The 17,883-nt window shown below is 54.9% G+C and carries 15 protein-coding genes and 2 pseudogenes; 16 read left to right on the top strand and 1 reads right to left on the bottom strand.

Annotation, left to right across the window (positions count from 1 at the left end; translation table 11 throughout):
- Positions 1 to 449 precede the first annotated feature (449 nt).
- Positions 450 to 683, bottom strand: coding sequence for a hypothetical protein (locus tag V6C07_RS08090; RefSeq protein WP_333535869.1), 234 nt, complete (start codon positions 681 to 683; stop codon positions 450 to 452).
- 16 nt (positions 684 to 699) lie between these two features.
- On the opposite strand from V6C07_RS08090, the gene V6C07_RS08095 reads away from it, so the two are divergent.
- From V6C07_RS08095 to V6C07_RS08170, 16 genes and pseudogenes are all read left to right on the top strand, one after another.
- A complete protein-coding gene (locus V6C07_RS08095; RefSeq protein WP_333535870.1) occupies positions 700 to 975 on the top strand; it encodes a DUF2325 domain-containing protein in 276 nt (91 codons plus the stop codon).
- Positions 976 to 1,797: 822 nt separating this feature from the next.
- Positions 1,798 to 3,866, top strand: a pseudogene (gene feoB, locus V6C07_RS08100) (ferrous iron transport protein B).
- Positions 3,867 to 4,207: 341 nt separating this feature from the next.
- Positions 4,208 to 4,672, top strand: coding sequence for a thermonuclease family protein (locus V6C07_RS08105; protein ID WP_333535871.1), 465 nt, complete (start codon positions 4,208 to 4,210; stop codon positions 4,670 to 4,672).
- A 14-nt stretch (positions 4,673 to 4,686) separates the two neighbouring features.
- Complete coding sequence (locus V6C07_RS08110; RefSeq protein WP_333535872.1) at positions 4,687 to 5,115, top strand: hypothetical protein; 429 nt, start codon at positions 4,687 to 4,689, stop codon at positions 5,113 to 5,115.
- 2 nt (positions 5,116 to 5,117) lie between these two features.
- Positions 5,118 to 5,648, top strand: a complete 531-nt coding sequence (locus V6C07_RS08115) for a 3'-5' exonuclease (protein ID WP_333535873.1) — start codon at positions 5,118 to 5,120, stop codon at positions 5,646 to 5,648.
- Between the two features lie 963 nt (positions 5,649 to 6,611).
- Entirely contained in the window at positions 6,612 to 8,672 is a 2,061-nt protein-coding gene (locus V6C07_RS08120; RefSeq protein WP_333535874.1) for a methyl-accepting chemotaxis protein, read from the top strand.
- 823 nt (positions 8,673 to 9,495) lie between these two features.
- Positions 9,496 to 10,686 carry a phosphoadenosine phosphosulfate reductase gene (locus V6C07_RS08125; RefSeq protein ID WP_333535875.1) on the top strand — a complete coding sequence of 397 codons (1,191 nt, stop codon included), beginning with the start codon at positions 9,496 to 9,498 and terminating at the stop codon, positions 10,684 to 10,686.
- A 9-nt stretch (positions 10,687 to 10,695) separates the two neighbouring features.
- Entirely contained in the window at positions 10,696 to 11,127 is a 432-nt protein-coding gene (locus V6C07_RS08130; RefSeq protein ID WP_333535876.1) for a hypothetical protein, read from the top strand.
- Positions 11,117 to 11,734, top strand: a complete 618-nt coding sequence (locus V6C07_RS08135) for an IbrB-like domain-containing protein (RefSeq protein WP_333535877.1) — start codon at positions 11,117 to 11,119, stop codon at positions 11,732 to 11,734. Before V6C07_RS08130 ends, V6C07_RS08135 begins: the two co-directional genes overlap by 11 nt.
- Before the next feature lie 589 nt (positions 11,735 to 12,323).
- Positions 12,324 to 12,737 carry a flagellar basal body rod protein FlgB gene (gene flgB, locus V6C07_RS08140; protein ID WP_333535878.1) on the top strand — a complete coding sequence of 138 codons (414 nt, stop codon included), beginning with the start codon at positions 12,324 to 12,326 and terminating at the stop codon, positions 12,735 to 12,737.
- 163 nt (positions 12,738 to 12,900) lie between these two features.
- Positions 12,901 to 13,338, top strand: coding sequence for a flagellar basal body rod protein FlgC (gene flgC / locus V6C07_RS08145; protein WP_333535879.1), 438 nt, complete (start codon positions 12,901 to 12,903; stop codon positions 13,336 to 13,338).
- Positions 13,339 to 13,396: 58 nt separating this feature from the next.
- A complete protein-coding gene (gene fliE, locus V6C07_RS08150) occupies positions 13,397 to 13,843 on the top strand; it encodes a flagellar hook-basal body complex protein FliE (RefSeq protein ID WP_333535881.1) in 447 nt (148 codons plus the stop codon).
- A gap of 800 nt (positions 13,844 to 14,643) precedes the next feature.
- Positions 14,644 to 16,287, top strand: coding sequence for a flagellar basal-body MS-ring/collar protein FliF (fliF, locus tag V6C07_RS08155; RefSeq protein WP_333535882.1), 1,644 nt, complete (start codon positions 14,644 to 14,646; stop codon positions 16,285 to 16,287).
- Positions 16,268 to 16,486, top strand: a complete 219-nt coding sequence (locus V6C07_RS08160; RefSeq protein ID WP_333535883.1) for a flagellar M-ring protein FliF — start codon at positions 16,268 to 16,270, stop codon at positions 16,484 to 16,486. Before fliF ends, V6C07_RS08160 begins: the two co-directional genes overlap by 20 nt.
- Before the next feature lie 42 nt (positions 16,487 to 16,528).
- Positions 16,529 to 17,524: a flagellar motor switch protein FliG gene (gene fliG, locus V6C07_RS08165; protein WP_333535884.1), complete on the top strand. Its 996-nt coding sequence runs from the start codon at positions 16,529 to 16,531 to the stop codon at positions 17,522 to 17,524.
- 93 nt (positions 17,525 to 17,617) lie between these two features.
- Positions 17,618 to 17,883: pseudogene (locus V6C07_RS08170) on the top strand (FliH/SctL family protein); the annotation flags it as partial.

Here is a 17,883-nt window from a genome sequence, read left to right on the forward strand (position 1 = left end):
CCAGGCCCGACGCCGTGGTTTTCGGCAGTGCGCTGCTCAAACACCTTGACGAAGGCCACAGCGCCGAAGAGTTTATGGCCCGCTGGAAATAGGGCGGATCAGCTTGGAAAAATCTGGAGCGGCTAACAGTCAGAGAAGGTTTGAGGTGAGACTGCTCTGGCGCCTGCGGGGCAAAACTCCGGCACGCGCCATATGCACCCGTCGCAGCCGCTGCCCGCGATCCCGATAAAGGCGGCAGTGCCATGCCATTGCGCGGCAAGAGCAGTTTACGAATGAAACGAGTCAACTGCTCTGCAAGGATTTTCCTGAAAATCCTTGCCACGAAATGCGAGCAGGCAGGCTTTTGCCTGCCGCAAGCAAGCATTTCAAGTGTTAAATGCTCAAATGTCGTGGGTGAGTACCGCGCAGGTTTAAGAGAGTATTGGGCGTCAAAGGGAATATGTTCTGGTTCAGGCCGCGCTGACGGCAGCAAGGTCTTCTTTCGAAAGCGGAAGAAGACCTTGTTTTTCAAAAAATAATTCATGGTATTTTGATAGGAAACAATGGGTTGGCGCAAGGTTCAAAAATAGTTGCACATCAAAAAGGGGATAGGGATAAAATTGTTCTTGACTTTGAAATTCAATTTCAATTATAAAGGAGCTACGCGATTCATCCCAACAGCGTTTGCCGCCAAGCGGCAACATGACAAGGAGCGAAAGTATGTGCGTCACCCTTATAGGCGGCATGGACAGGCTGCATAAAGATTACATAGCTGCAGCCAAGGAAAAAGGCCACTCCCTCAAATGTATCAGCCGTAACGAGCGTAATTTTATCGACAAGATCGGCAATCCTGATGCCATGATCGTTTTTACCAACAAGATTTCGCACGAAGCCAAGCGAAAGGCTGTGCAGGTAGCCCGTTCTCGCAATATTCCCTTGCAGATGGTACACTCCTGCGGCGTATCCTCATTGCGGGAATGTCTGCGCGTATCCTGAGAACATTTTTCCTTTGCGGACACACATCTCCAATATGACGTGGTGCTCTCCGCGATATTGCAAAGCGTGAACATGTTGCGGCCAGGTCTGGTTCAGGGATTTTGTTCCGGCAGATATCGGCGCAGCTTCCTGATGGGATCTTCCAGAGTATAACCTGAAAATATTCACGATCTTCGGAGCGGACATGCCAGGCTGATGACCTTGCAGGCCGTGTGCGAACGGATGTTTTTGAACCGAGCCTGCGAGTTTTATGACATGGTGAAAGAGAGCCTTGATTAAAACGTTACATCATTCATAGGGAGAGTCCTTATGACTCCAATGCATTGCCCGGCTGCCGGAAGTTTCTTCCACAGCCGGGCAAGTTTTATTATGATAAAAACTTTGTTTATAAGTAGTGAGATACAGCGTCGAAGCGCAAAAATATGTTGGCGCAGCTTGACATTTCATGGCTAACCATATAAACCCGCTAGGACTTTGGAATTCATTTTCATTTCTTTTCCAAGGGCATACAGACTTTTCTTTTAAAGGCGGCAGCACAGGCGCCCGGCCGGTCACCGGGTATGGGAAGCTCCCGGAGTCGCCATACTTTAGAATTTTCAGGACGGCTAGTATGAGCAATTTTTCCGGCACGGTCAGGGCTGATGCTCTGCAGGGGCGCTTTTGCGTTTTTTGCGGAGAGGGGAGGGCATTTCAATGAGCGAGATGAAAAATTCCGGCACTGGCGCAAACGGCCATGAGCATAACCACGGTCACGGTCATGAACACGGGCACGAAAGTGGTCATGCCCACGCGCATGGTCACGGTCATGACCACAGTCACGGCCTGCGTATTGCCTTGGCGGGCAACCCCAACTGCGGCAAGACCACGGTGTTTAACGGCTATACCGGGGCGCGTCAGCACGTGGGCAACTATCCCGGCGTTACCGTTGATAAAAAAGAAGGCCATATCATCGTGGACGGCACACACGTCACGGTGGTGGACCTGCCCGGAACCTATTCGCTGACCGCCTATTCTCAGGAAGAGCGCGTGGCCCGGCAGGAACTGGCGGGCGACAATGTGCAGGCGGTTATTGACATTGTTGATGCCTCTGCCCTTGAGCGCAACCTGCTGCTGACCGTGCAGATGCTCGAAATGGGCACGCCGCTGGTGCTCTGCTGCAACATGATGGACGAAGCGCGCGCTTCCGGGGTGCATATCGACATGGAGCGCCTGGGGACTCTTTTGGGAGTTCCCGTGCTGCCTATGGTGGCGCGTAACGGCGAGGGACTTAAAGAAGGCATGAAAGCCGCCGTTGAGCTTGCCAAAAACGGCAAGCGCCGCCCCATGCGTATTTCTTATGGCATGGAGCTGGACGAGGCCCTGCTTGAACTTGAAAAGCGCATTACCGCCGCCGACCTGCTGACTGACCGGTATCTGCCCAGCTGGGTGGCCCTCAAGCTGCTGGAAGGCGATGAGGTCGTCATGGCCGAGGCCCGCGCGGCCGATGCCGGAACAACCGCAGCATCCTGCGCGACGGTGTTTTTCGTCAGGATCCCGGCAAGGACCGCCTGGCTCTTTCCGACAAGCTGGACAAGGTGCTCACCAACGCCCTGTTCGGCCCGCTGCTCATGATCGGCGTGCTTTACCTCATGTTTTACGTCACTTTTGAAGTGGGCGCGTATCCGCAGGGCTGGGTTGAAGACGGCTTTGCCTGGCTTGGCGAATTTTTGGGCGAAGTCATGCCCGACGGTCTGGCCCGTTCTCTTGTGGTGGACGGCATCATTGCCGGTGTGGGCGGCGTCGTCAGCTTTGTGCCGCTGATTCTTATCATGTTCGCCCTGATTTCATTTATGGAAGACAGCGGTTACATGGCCCGCGTGGCCTACATGATGGACCGCATCTTCCGCTTTTTCGGCCTGCACGGCGCTTCGGTCATGCCCTACATCATTTCCGGCGGCATTGCGGGCGGCTGCGCCATTCCCGGCGCAATGGCAACCCGCACCCTGCGCAGCCCCAAGGAAAAGCTGGCGACCCTGCTGACCCTGCCCTACATGTCCTGCGGGGCCAAGCTGCCGGTCTTTCTGCTGCTGGCGGGAACGTTCTTTCCCGATCAGGCGGCTACGGTCATGTTTCTGATCATGCTGGCCGGTTGGGTCATGGCCCTGCTGGTGGCGCGCCTGCTGCGTTCGTCCATCGTCAAGGGCGAAGCCACGCCCTTTGTTATGGAACTGCCCCCCTACCGCATGCCCACCCTGTTCAGCCTGCTGCTGCACTGCTGGGAGCGCGCCTGGATGTACCTCAAAAAGGCCGGTACGGTGCTGGTGGCCATCTCCATCATCATCTGGGCGGGCATGACATTCCCCAAGCTGCCCGAAGAAACGGCCGCACCTTTTGAGCAGAAGATCGAACAGATTGAAAGCCGGATTGCCGCCCTGGCCGAAGGGGCGGATGAACGCACCGCCCTTGAGGAAGAACTGGCTGGCGTTCGCGATGAACTGGGTGAAGAAGAGCTGGCCTATTCCGTGGCCGGCCGCCTGGGCAAGGCGGTGGAACCGGCCACAAAGCCCGTGGGTTTTGACTGGCGTACAGACATTGCCCTGCTTGCGGGCATTGCCGCCAAAGAGGCCATTGTTTCCACCCTTGGAACCGCATACGCCATAGGCGAACAGGATCCCGAAGACGCGGCTCCGCTGGCCGAAAGGCTGAAGAGCGATGCCAACTGGTCCAAGGCCACGGCTCTTTCGCTGATGCTTTTTGTGCTCATGTATTCTCCCTGCTTTGTGGCTCTTGTGGTCATCAAGCAGGAGGCAGGCAGCTGGGGCTGGCTGGTTTTCAGCGTTGTCTTCAATACGGCGGTGGCATATGCCGTGTCTACGGCGGCCTATCAGATCGGCCGGGCCGTATGGGGATAGCGTACTATAAAACGCATGCCCGCTTGTGACGGGGTGTGTCCACAGACCGATGCATGCCCGTGCCGCGCCTTGACAAAAGGTTTGCGGCACGGGCATTCTTCAGTTCTGTTGGCGCATTTGATTTTGAGAACTGACTCTCAATAATGGCATGACGCCCGCTTCGCCGCCGCGCAGCGCGAAATACCCGCATTTACGCCTTTGTGGCGCGCTGCACCTTCGTGCAGCGTTAGAGCATTTACACTTGTTCAAAGTTAAAATGCTCTAACCGTTACGACAGGCAAGACCCCGGTTTCGGGCTTTGTTTCTGCATTGGGGTGTAAACGATGTTTCGGACATTCTGTTTGTGTCTGGCATGTTGCCTTGTGTGGGCCGCTTGTCCGGCTTTTGCCGGTGAGGCGTGGGTGGTGCGCGTCGAAGACGGCAATACCATTTCTGTCAGCAGTAAGCGCAACAGTGATGAAGACCTTACCGTGCTGCGTTTTTACGGCATAGACGCCCCGTCGCTGAGCCAGCCTTTCGGGGCCGAAGCGTTGCAGCGTCTGGCCCAGATTATGCCGCGCGGCACAAAGGTGACATTTGATCCCGTTGGCAGAAGTGAATCGGGTACGGTGAGCGCTCTTGTGCAGGTTGGCGGCGCATCAGTCAACTACCAACTGGTTGTGGAGGGCCTGGCCTGGGTTGACAGGCAGACATGCAGGGCTATCTTCTGCCGTCGCTGGATGATCCAGGAACATGAGGCCGTTGTAAACAAACGGGGCATATGGGGGCTGAATATCGGCACTCCGCCCTGGCAGTGGGGCAGATAAAAAGGGGAACGCATATGAATGTTGTCGGCTCGCAGGAACTGCATGAATTTCTGGATGGCTGGAAAACCGATCCGCAGAACGCCAAGGCTGCCTTTGTGGCCTATATGGACTTTCTGGCCGCGCACAGCGGCATGAGCTTTACTTTCAAGGGGCGCCCCGGCGTCAGCTATTCCCTGCGGGCCAGACATGCGGCCCAGACCAGGCGCGAGCTTTTCGTTCTGGTTGATGTGGTGGACGATGAGCCGGATAACCGTTGGCTTTCCGTCTGCTTTTATAACGATATGGTTACCGATGCCGAAGACCTGGGCGACTTTGTTCCTGACGGGCTGATGAATGAAGACGCCCGTTGCTTCAATCTTGAAAGCGACGATGACCGCATGCGCGATTATATCATGGCGCGCCTTGGTGAAGCTGCGCATAATGCCGCAAATAACGTGGAGTAACCTTGTCTGACGTTTTTGGCCCGCCCTGCGTGGCTATAGATTTTGAAACATCCGGCTTTGCGGCCCACAGCGCTTGCGCTGTGGGCCTTGCACGCATTGAAGACGGCCATGTTGCGGAGCAGTTCTACAGTCTTGTCCGGCCGCCTTCATCGCGGGTGCTTTTTACGGAGATTCATGGCCTGACCTGGCCCATGCTCAAAAATGCTCCGACCTTCGGCGATGTCTGGCCCCAGATGGAAGCCTTCATGAAAGGGGCAGAGGTGCTGCTGGCGCACAATGCCTCTTTTGACCGGCGCGTGCTGCTGGCCTGCTGCCGGGAAGCGGGGGCGGATGCGTCGGGGCGGCACTTTCTTTGTACGCTCAAGGGCGCGCGCCGCAGTCTGCCTTTACCCTCCAAAAAGCTGAATCATGTGTGCGGACATTTCGGCATAGCTCTGGATCATCATCATGCGGGGTCTGATGCCACGGCCTGCGCGGAGGTTTATCTGCATTTGCGGGCCTTGGGCGTTACCGACAGCCAGATGCGCATCTAGAGCAGATTAACTTTGAGAATGTACATTCTCAAAGTTTAAGGCACGCTCACTTCGGCGTTTAATCGCGCAGATAAACTGCGCTTACGCCTCCGTAGCGAACGTCTGCTCACGCAGCCGCCAGAGCAATTTCAAAGTGAAATTGCTCTAGAGCAGATTAACGTTGAAATGCTTCACATTTCAAAGCTTTCATTCAGCCGGAAAATGCGGTTTTCGGCTGAATCCGCGCCACATTGTAGCGCGTTGCACTTTCGTGCAGCGTTAGAGCATTTACACTTGTTCAAAGTTAAAATGCTCCAGAGGTAGAAACATGCCGGGCTTGAGCATGTGCATGCTCAAGCCGTTACGACGACCGCCACGGCCCTGAACCTCCTCAATAAATAGTGCCCTGCTTGCCACGCAAGCAGGGCAGCCTGTTTTTGTGCTTTAGAGCAATTTCACTTTGAAATTGCTCTGGCGGCTGCGTGAGCAGTCGCCCGCCGCAAAGGTGCAAGCGCAATTTACTTGCGCGGTTAAGCATCGAAGCGAGCGTGACTTAAACTTTGAGAATGTACATTCTCAAAGTTAATCTGCTCTAAGAAAAACTGTAATTATTAATTATTATATATTAATTATTGTGTATGTAGCGTGGTGTTTAAAATGCCAATCTATTTTTTTATAAAAATGATGAAATAAAGCGTGAATAATCAAAAGCACTGAAGTAAGTGTGATTTTTTTCTTTTATAAGCCAATCTATCAGGATAGGTTGTCATTGCTGTAATTTACAATACTTGAAATGAGTGCATTATTCATTCATACTTATGATACAAAATCCATATTTTTTCAAAAAAGTGTCGATAAATACAATAACGACATTCATGACGCTCTTGCTTTGCCACATGGCTTTTCAGCGTACCTTGCCGGTATTTTCCATGCCCGGTATCCTGAAAAATCAGGCAAGAGGTTTTCAAGGAAAGAGAGGGGAGTATGAAATTACATTTGTTGCCCAAAATGCTGCTGCTGATCCTGCTGCCGACGCTGATGGGCCTCTGCGCCGTAACCTGGTTCAGCTATACGCGCGCGGAAAGGGCCTTGGCCGTACAGATAGCCGAAGAGCTTGGCGCCGTGACCCAGACCCAGGCCGGTCAGCTTGGCAATATGGGTGAGCTGCTGCACAAGGTGCTGGATAATGCCGGGCATACGTCCCGCATAAGCAATTTTCTCAAGGCCGATTCCGATTGGGAGAGGGATGCCCTGCGGCCCGCCATGCAGGCAAGCCTGAAAAGCATTGCCGATGATTTTCCCTTGCTCACAGCCGTGGGCCTGCTTTCACCCGAAGGCGTGGTTGTGGGACACAGCAATCCTGCGGGGATCAACACCAACCTTTCTGAGCGTCCGTATTTCAAGGCGGCCATGCAGGGCAAAAGCAGCGTGCTGAATGCGCGCAGCAAGGTTTCCGGCGCGGTCACCACGGTTATGGCTTCACCGGTCATCAATGAAGGCAAGGTGCTTGGGGTGGTGTACGGCACGGTTGATCTCACGGTGTTCAGTGCTGAAACCGTGGATACCGTCAAACTGGGGCGAACCGGAACAAGTTTTGTTTATGACGGCAGCGGCCTGCTGCTCATGCATCCCAACAAGGACTATATCGGCGACGAAGACGGCAACCTGGAATGGGTCCGGCGTATACTGCAAGAGCGTAACGGCAGCCTGTCCTACACCTGGGATGGAAAGGAAAAACTGGCGTATTTTCAGGAAATTCCCGAAATGAACTGGTTTGTGGTGCTGAGTATGGAGCGCAGCGAAATTCTCGCGCCCGCCGCCGTGCTGCTGCGCGGCAATCTGCTGCTGATGTCCGGTATTATTTTGATCGTGGGCCTGATCGTTTTTGTTGTGGCACGGGGCATCACCACGGCTTTGAAAAACGAAGAAGCTTTTGTGGGCCGTGTGGCTGGCGGGCAGTTTGACATGAGCGACCAGCAAAGGGCTGTTCATGAAAAATGCGCTGCCCGTACGGACGAAATCGGGGGATTGTCCAGAGGTGTGGGAATCATGACGGAAAATCTCAAAAAGTTCCTGGCAGAAAGCGAACAAAAGGCGCAGGAAGCCCAAAAAGCCACTGAAGAGGCTCGTCAGGCCATGCACGAGGCAGAAGAAGCCCGTGCCGCCGCCGAAGGCGCCAGACGTGACGGCATGCTGGCGGCGGCGGGGCAACTGGAAGAAGTGGCCGCCGTGCTTTCTTCGGCTTCTACCGAGCTTTCGGCCCAGATAGAGCAGTCTGACCGCGGCGCGGCAGAGTCTGCCCAGCGCTTGTCCGAAGCCGCTACTGCCATGAACGAAATGAATGCCACAGTGCAGGAGGTGGCCCGTAACGCCGGTGCTGCTTCCAGCGCCTCGGCGGAAACCAGAGAAAAAGCGCAGCACGGCTCCAATATCGTTGCGCAGTCGTTGCGCAGCATTGAAGGCGTGCGTCAGATTTCCGGGCAACTCAGGGAAGACATGGGGCAGCTTAACGAACACGCCCGCGATATTACACGGATTATGGGTGTGATTTCGGACATTGCCGACCAGACCAACCTGTTGGCCCTGAATGCCGCCATTGAAGCCGCCCGCGCGGGAGATGCCGGGCGCGGTTTTGCCGTGGTGGCGGATGAGGTGCGCAAGCTGGCGGAAAAGACAATGGCTTCCACTATGGACGTGAGCAACGCCATCAAGGCCATTCAGCAAAGTACGGAAAAGAGTACGGCCAGTGCTGAAAGCGCCATGGAGGAGATCAGCCGGGCAACGGATCTGGCCGGCCTGTCCGGTCAGGCCCTTCAGGAAATCGTGGCGACCGTGGATGCCACAGCGGATCAGGTACACGCCATTGCCACGGCCAGCGAGGAACAGTCTGCCGCCAGCGAGGAGATTAACCTCTCCATCGTTCAGGTGAACGACATGTCGCGGCAGACCGCAGATGCCATGCAGGAGGCCGCCAGGGCCGTATCCGACCTGGCTGCCCAGGCCCAGAACCTCAATACGCTGATCCAGAATATGAAGCGGGCATAGCGCCTGAAATCCTGGCGTGCAGACGGACGGACAGCTTCCGTCTGCACGCCCCCCGGGCGAGGCCGTTACGCGCCAGCATCGCTCGCTTCTCGCTTTCTTCCGCCGGGGCAAGGCCCGCTTGCCCGACCTTTCGCACACGGTTTCACCAACTGCCCAGATTAGAGCATTTAACACTTGAAATGCTCGCTTACGGCAGGCAAAGCCTGCCTTCTCGCATTTCGTGGCAAGGATTTTCAAGAAAATCATTGCAGAGCAGTTAACTCATTTCATTCGTTAACTGCTCTGGAGCGGATTAACTTTGAGAATGCCCATTCTCAAAGTTTACTTCGGCGCTTAACCGCGCAAATAAATCGCGCTTACGCCTTCACTGCGGACCTGCTCACGTAATTTCAAAGTGAAGATGCTCTGAGCCAGAAAACATTCCCGGCGGCTCGCCGTAACGTGGAAACATTTTCTTTTTCGCCACAAAAAGCATTCACAAAACACGGCATGCCGCTGATTCAGGAAAACGCCGGATGCTCCACAGGAATACCCTGTGACGCATGCTGCGCTTGTTTCTGGCGATCGTGTGTTTTTTTCTGGTCATTGCTGTAGCCAATGACTGCATGTCTTGTGTATGTGTGGGATGTGATAGAAAAAAATTGTGCTTGATTATTTGACTACCGGGTAAAAGCGTTGTTAGCATACTGCAAGAAACGGAATAAATAGTATTCTTCATGTTTTTTTATATGGCATCAGATTTAATGCCGGTATGAACTGGAGCGTCTATGAGTATTATGTGCTTAAATATGTTTTATTACGGCAACATGGAAGTTTTTTTATTATGAAAAAACAATATCGTAATATCGATGTATTCACCGCTGCCATCCAGAGAATCGAAGCGATATTTGACAATTTTGAGCGGGTGTATGTGTCTTTTTCCGGGGGCAAAGACTCGGGCTGCCTTGTCCATCTGGCGCTGGAGGTGGCACGCAGAAAAAAAAGGCTTCCGCTCGACGTTCTGCATATAGATCTTGAAGCCTGGTACGCGCACACTGCCGACTTTGTCGCCAGAATCATGACCCGGCCGGAAATCAGGCCCCACTGGATCTGCCTGCCCATGCACCTGCGCAATGCCGTAAGCCAGACCCAGCCGCACTGGCTCTGCTGGGACCCCGAAGCCCGTGCGGGTTGGATACGCGAACTTCCCCGGCTTCCGGGAGTTATCAGCGATGAAAATCATTTTTCATGGTTCCGGCGCGGGATGGAGTTTGAAGAATTTGTGCCTTTGTTCGGCCGGCATTTTTCCCAGGGGAAAGATTGCGCCTGCCTTGTGGGCATTCGCAGTGATGAAAGCCTGAACCGTTATCGCACCATCAAGTCGTGGACAAAACGGCGCTGGAACCGCCAGGGCTGGACGACGGTTTCCGGAGCCGGACTTGTCAACGCCTACCCCATATATGACTGGCGGGCCGAAGATATCTGGACGGCCCACGGGCGGATGCGGTGGGACTATAATCGTGTGTACGACCTGATGCATATGGCGGGGCTGAGCCTTGCGCAAATGCGCCTCTGCCAGCCGTTTGGCGATGACCAGCGAAAGAGCCTCTGGCTTTTCAAGATTCTGGAGCCGGAGACATGGGCGCGGCTTGTCAGCCGGGTGCAGGGGGCGAACTTCGGAAACCGTCACGCCGCAACATCCGGCAATGTGATGGGCAACTATCACATAAGTCTTCCGGAAGGCCATACGTGGCAAAGCTATTGTGAGTTTCTCCTGTCCTCCATGCCTGAAAGCACGGCTGATCATTACCGCAATAAAATCCGCATTTTTACGCGCTGGTGGCGCGATCACGGGGTTGCGCCTATCCCGGATGAGGCGGAGCCGCGCCTGGAGTCCGCCCGTAAAGCCCCGAGTTGGCGGCGGGTATGCAAGGTTCTTTTAAAAAATGACTACTGGTGCAAAGGGCTGTCGTTCAGCCAGACAAAAAAGGAAATGGAAAAGCAGCTGAAATGGGTGTTGCGCCTGGTGAAGTAGGGAGCTGTTATGCACATTGAAAAGTTTGTCCATAAAAGTAACCCAGAAGACAATGCGCAATTATTCAGTTTGATAGGAGAGTTCTGCGCGTGCGCCGCCACAAGGGATGCCCTGGGCTGCATGATTTCAAGCCGTCCCGGGCAGGTGTGGTATGTGGCGACAGAGCGGCATGAGGTTCACGCCTTCGGCTCCATACGGGTCCAGGGCAAGAAAGGTCTGCTGCGCCATTTGTACAGCCCGGTTGATGACGACATGCTCCGGGAAACAGTCTTGCGCCACTGCATCGAGCACGCGCGGCGTCATCATGCCCGGTCCGTATGGCTTACGGATTACATCTCTCTGGAATCGCGCTATGCGCCTCTGGGTTTTATGCCGCACGGAAACCTCAGGGGCCGGTTTATACAATATGTTTTATGGTTAGAGGAGCCCAATGAATCTTGAGCAATGTATCGATACTCTGGAAGGCGCGCTGCAGGCCGATGGCCGCGGCTTTGATCAACGGGTGGCAATATACAATCGTCTTGTGGATATGGCCGCCCGCTATCTGGATATGCCCCATCCGGCCGCGCGTCCCCAGTTGGTGCGCGTGGAAAAGGTGAAAGGCAACGACTATAACCCCAATAAAGTCGCGCCGCCTGAGATGCGGCTGTTGCGTTTGTCTATGGCAAAAGACGGGCAGACCACGCCGGTGGTTGTTGCCAGAGCCGACAAGGGCGCGTTTCAGATTGTGGACGGATTTCACCGCAGGAGCGTCGCAAAAAATGCGCCTGAAGTTCACGAGGCCCTTTCGGGCCACCTTTTCATTGTTGAGCTGGATAAGCCTCTTGAGGACAGAATCACGTCCACGGTGCGGCATAATATGGCTCGGGGAGCGCACAAGGTCGAGCTGACGGCCAAGCTGGTAGCCGCCCTGAAAGGCTATAACTGGAGCAGTGAGCGTATTGGCCGCGAATTGGGCATGGACCCTGACGAGGTTTTGCGGCTCAGGCAAATGACGGGGCTGGCCGAAGCTTTCGCAGACAGGGAATTTTCCAGGGCCTGGGACTAGATCAGATTAACTTTGAGAATATACATTCTCAAAGTTTAAGGCACGCTCACTTCGGCGTTTAACCGCGCAGATAAACTGCGCTTACGCCTCCGTAGCGAACGTCTGCTCACGCAGCCGTCCGAGCAATTTAAAAGTTAAATTGCTCTAGCCGCGTTCCCGGCATGAGTTTGGACCGCAAGAATGTGGGCAAGCAGGCTTCTCATTGCCTTTCTGCCGTTTGCGTTGTCCAGGCCGTGCGAAAGCCTGCGCGTATCCCGGATGCCCTTGCGGGATTTACGCATGTTCTGAGGCTCTTTGGCGGTCCTGTTTGCTCCGGCAGGAAGGATTTTGGCTTTTTGGATTGAACAGAGGGCCATAAGCTACTGGAATATTGCCGCAGGCTTGTGAGATGGTTTGAAGAGAGAGCCGATCGAGGCCTGCTTTTTCCGGTCCTGGGTTCGTCACGTCAATAAAGTGGCGAAACCCGGGACCGTTATTTTTGAGGCCGTAATTTTGTTGGTTAATGTACTGTTTTTATTGTTTAATATATGTTTGGAACAAATGTTGCTTTATGCCTGCCAAGCAGCCCAGAAGGACTGCGGGAGGATCTATGAAAAGTTTGTTCAGCAGCCAGATCGGCCTTGTGGGTACGGTCATGAACATGCAGCTTGAACGGCAAAACGTCATTGCCGGCAACCTGGCGAACATCGACACCCCCAATTACAAACCGCGTGAACTGAGCTTTGAAAAAGAGCTTCAGACGGCCCTCGGGCAGGATATGGAAGGGCAGATGAGCCGTACCAGCGCGGAACACATACCTTCGGCCTTTGATGCCTCAAGCTTCAGGCCAGAATGGTCAGAGGCGTTCAAGCCCCGGCTCATCCACGGCGAAGACCGGGTGAATCTTGATAAGGAAATGGCCAAGCACTCCAAGAACCAGTTGCAGTTCACGGCGTTGGCCCAGGTTCTTACCAAAACATTTGAAGGTATGCATACGGTCATACAAGACGGCAAGCAGGCATAGCCCGTTTGCCGCCGCAAGAGCATTTTGCCTTTGTCTGCGTTGGATCGTGCCTTGTCCGGCATACGCGACGCCAGTTTTTCAAGGCAGAAGGCCCGCCGCACGGCGCAGCATTTTACGTGACAGGCCCGGCGGCACAGCAGTGATTTGAGATCAGGAGAGCGCCATGGATTTCATGACAGCATTTGACATAAGCGCATCGGGGCTTGCAGCCGACCGCACGCGCATCAATACCATATCCATGAACCTGGCTAATGCCAAAACTACACGCACCCCTATGGGCGGGCCTTACCGCCGGCGCAGCGTGGTACAGCAGACGGCCGACCTGGATGATCCTTTTTCCGTTCATATGCGTTCGGCACTTGACCGCGCGGTCAAGGGGGTGCGCGTCATGGCCGTGACTATGGATAACCGCCCCTTCAAGCGCGTGTACGAACCGGGCAATCCCGATGCCAACGCCGAGGGCTATGTGCTGTATCCTGACATAAACGTGGTGGAAGAAATGGCAAACCTCATGACGGCGCAGCGCAACTTTGAGGCCAACGTCACCACCGTTGATGCCGTTAAGGGCATGTATATCAAGGCCCTTGAGATCGGAAAATAAGACTTTCACCGTCCCCGTATGACAGGGCGGAGCCGCTGAGACAATTCAGGAGAAGGCCATGAGCATACAAGCAGTGGGCATGCGCGCGTACAGTGAGGCCATGCAGCATTTCAACAGGGTAGAAGGCAGCCTGCAGCAGGGTTCGTCTGTCAGCGGCAAAACCCTTTTTTCCCGCACCCTGGATCAAAGCCTTGCTCGCAGCAAGGTGGACACCGGCGAAAATTTCGGCGCCCAGGTGGATATGGTGCAGTTTCCCGGCAAGACGCACACCCCGGTTACGCCTGAAAACAGCTTTACCGGAACACTCAAGGATTCGCTGAACAAGGTAAACCAGCTGCAGGGCGTCAAGAATGAGGCCATCAACGAATTTGCCTCAGGCCGTACCCAGAACGTGCAGGAACTCATGATCACCATGCAGAAGTCCAGCCTTGCCATGAAGCTGACCACCGCCGTCCGCGGCAAGGTGCTGGAGGCATACAAAGAAATTTCCAAGATGCAGTTCTAGAGCAATTTCACTTTGAAATTGCTCTGGCGGCTGCGTGGGCAGTCGCCCGCCGCGAAGGCGTAAGCGCAATTTATTTGCGCGGTTAAACGCCGAAGCGAGCGTGTCTTAAACTTTGAAAATGTACATTTTCAAAGTTAATCTGCTCTAGACAGTGTCGTCACGAGCGCCTTTCCCGGTATCTCTGCGTCGAACTTCGCCTTTTATTCCGGTCGAGTACCATAAGAGTACACTCCCTGCATAAAAGGCTCGTTCTCCTTGATATACCAAGGAAATTCATCTCGTGACGACACTGTCTAGAGCATTTAACACTTGAAATGCTTGCTTACGGCAGGCAAAAGCCTGCCTACTCGCATTTCGTGGCAAGGATTTTCAAGAAAATCCTTGCAGAGCAGTTGACTCGTTTCATTCGTAAACTGCTCTAGAGCATATTAACTTTGAAATACTTCACATTTCAAAGTTTTCATTCAGCCGAAAAATGTGGTTTCCAGCAGAATCCGCGCCATGTTATGGAGCATTGCACTTTCGTGCAGCGTTAGAACATTTACACTTTTCCAAAGCTAACATGCTCTAGAATATGATTTTTTTCCCAGACTCCTGAACAGCCTCCCCCTGCATGCTTTGCCGTGCAGGGGGAGACTGCTTTTGAGGCGTCATAAATTTGAATTTCAGGTACTTACAAAATAGGATTGAAAATATATCCTGTTATTACAATATAATACATTTAGGCATGAATGTTGCTACCGCAAGGCAAGCCCGGCCTTGTGCCGGAAAACCGGCGCCAGAGCGCACAGGAGCGGATCATGCCTGCATTCATCCAACAGTTTGTCAATTCGTTCAAAGCAGTATGGGCAAAGATGAGCCAGCTGCAACGCATGGCCGCCGCAGGCGGGGCCGTGGCTCTGCTGGCTGCCATTATCGGCCTTTCCATATGGATGGGGCGCCCCGAATACCGCGTTCTGTATTCCAATCTTGGTCCTGAAGACGCCAGCGTGGTGGTCAAGGCCCTGCAGGCCGACAAGGTTGTCTACCGCATTGCTGATAACGGGGCCACCATCATGGTTCCGCAGGAAGTGGTGTACGACCAGCGCATCAAGATCGCGGGCGAAGGCGGTCTGGTGGGGCAGGGCATCGGCTTTGAAATTTTTGACAAGGTCAAGGTCGGCCAGACCGACTTTGTGCAGAAAATAAACTATACCCGCGCCCTCCAGGGTGAACTGGCCCGCACCATCAGCGAATTCCCCAGTGTGGAAAGCGCGCGCGTGCATCTGGTCATTCCCCGCCGCAGTCTTTTTGTCGAAGAACGCCAGTCGCCTTCGGCCTCGGTGGTGCTCAAGCTCATTCGTCCCAACATCAAGGTTGACCAGAAAGAAATCAACGCCATCCTCAATATGATGCTCATGTCTGTGGAAGGGCTGGACAGGGGGCATGTTTCCATTACCGATACCAGCGGCAAGGTGCTGTACCAGCCGGAAGAAGACAGCCTGGCGGGCATTACCACCACGCAGATGGAATACCGCCAGACCGTGCAGCGCAATCTTGAGCGCCGCATCGAGGAAATGCTCCAGCCCCTTTTCGGCCCCGGCCGCGTCATCGCCAAAGTTAACGCCGACATGGACTTCAGCCAGAAGACCATACGCCGCGAGCTGTTCGATCCTGAAAGAACCGCTGTGCGCAGTGAATATCGTCAGGAAGAAAGCCAGCAGGGCCGCGCCAACCTTGAGGCCGGATCGCCGGACGTGAATTTTCGCGGCGACGGCATTACCGGTTCTGTATCCGACCAGAGCGGAACCCGCGAATCCCGCACCACCAATTATGAAATCAACAAAGAAGAACAGCAGATCGTGTCCAACGTGGGAGAATTGCGCCGCCTGACGGTTGCAGTCCTCATTGATGGCACGTATGTAAAGACCGATGGCGCGTGGACGTTTATGCCGCGCAAGAGCGAAGAGCTTGAACAGGTGCGCCAGCTTGTTCATAATGCCGTGGGGCTGGATGCGGGCCGGGGAGACGCGCTGGAGGTAAGTTCCGCGCCCTTTACGGACTCCGAGCCGCCCAGGGATCCCAATTTTGCCGACATGCTGGCCGATTATGCCGAACGTCTGGGCAAGCCCCTGCTCAACGCTCTGCTGGCCTTTTTATTCCTGATGCTTATAGTGCGGCCCGTGGTGCTGGCCCTTATCCGGCCCAAGGTGGAGGCCGGTGAAATGGTGGAAGGGCTGGAAGGCCTGCCCGCCGCCGAAGAGCAGCTTGCCCTGTACGAGGCGCTGGAAGAAGCTGCCCGCACAGAGGACGACGCGCCGCAGGAAGACGATGAGGACGGTCTGGTGTTCAAGGACATTGAAGCCCTGAAAGCGCACATCTTCACCCTGTCCGACAACCATATGGAACAGGTGGTTACATTGGTGCGCGGTTGGATGAAGAACGATGAAGCAGTTAAAGCCTAGCCCCCCGCGAGCGGGCCTTTCCGCAGGGCAGGGCGGCGGTTTGACGCCGGCCCTGGCGCAGCTTAAAGCTCTGCGTCTGGCGCAGAGGGAAACCAATCAGCGGGTGGAAGAACTGAAGTTGCGGCTGGTTCGCATTACCGAGCAGCATATGGATCAGGCCGTGCGGCTTATCAAGCGCTGGCTTTCTGACAAGGATTAAAACCCCTCAGCGCCCTCGGGGGCGGGGTGAAGGAGCATAAGGATGGAGTTGACCGGCAAACAGCGCATCGCCGTGCTGCTGCTCGCCATGGGCGACAAATTCACGGCTGACGTGTTCAAGCGCATGGACAGGCAGGAAATAGCCGAGATCTCCAAAGCCATTGTGGAGTTGGAACCCGTGCCGCGCGAAGTGGTGGAAGAAGTGCTGCGCGATTTTCACGAGTCTCTGGTGGAAGGGGTGGACATGATCGCGGGCGGCAGCGACACGCTCAAACGCCTGCTGGTCAAAAATCTCGACCCTGAAACTGCCAAATACATTATGGACTCGCTCAGCCTGGAAACAGGCCCTGCGCCCTTCCGTGAGCTTGAGCAGGTTAGCCCCCGTCTTCTTTCGCAGATTTTGCGCAATGAACACCCGCAGACCCTGGCGCTCATTCTCGGCCATCTGCACCCCGATCAGGCTGCCAATTTATTGACAAGCCTGCCCGCAGGCGTGCGCGCCGAGGTGCTCATGCGCCTGGCCCGGCTTGAAGCCGTGCCGGAAGACATGCTTATGGAAGTGGACAAGGTGCTCACAAGCCAGCTTATCGCCATGGGCGGCAAAGAAGGCAAGAAGGTGGGCGGCGTCCAGTCCGTGGCTGAAATTCTCAATGCCGTGGACCGTGCCACCGAAGAGGAAGTGCTGTCTGAAATTGAGGAAGATTCCGCCCAGATGGCCGAAGATATCCGCAACCTCATGTTTGTCTTTGAAGACTGCAAAAACATTGACGACAGGGGTGTGCGCGAGATGCTCAAGGAAATTTCCAATGAGGATCTTACCCTGGCGCTGCGCGGCTCTACCGACGATCTCAAGGAAAAGTTCTTCAAAAACATGTCCGAGCGCGCGGGCAACATGATTCGCGAAGAACTGGAATATATGGGACCGACCAAGCTTTCAGATGTGGAGGCTGCACAGCAGAACATCGTAAAGGTTGTGCGCCGCCTTGAGGCGGAAAACAAGCTTGTTATCAGCAGGGGCGCTGGCGAGGTCTTTGTCTAGGGGCTGAGACAAACGGTCTTGCCCCAGGCAGCAGCCTTGTCCGGCAGCGGGCTTTGAGGGCTGCCGCCGAAAAATTCTAACCCGGAAAACGTCATGGCGTCAGATCAGTTGCGCAAAAAATGGGGAACTGTCTTCATGGGCGAGCGCGAAGCCACCGTGGAGCAGCTTGACGCCATGCAGGAACCCCTGCGCCGTGAGCGCGCGCAACAGCAGGAGCAGGAAGACTATTTCGCGCGGGTGCGGGCCAAGGCCGAAGAGCGTGCGCGTGAAATACTGGGAGCAGCCTACGCCGAGCGCCAGCGGGTGCTGGACGAAGCCGGCGCCGAGGGACAGGCCTTCAGGCAGAGTCTCATTGGCGA

Source organism: Desulfovibrio sp. 1214_IL3152 (assembly GCF_036763055.1).
Taxonomy (GTDB): domain Bacteria; phylum Desulfobacterota; class Desulfovibrionia; order Desulfovibrionales; family Desulfovibrionaceae; genus Desulfovibrio.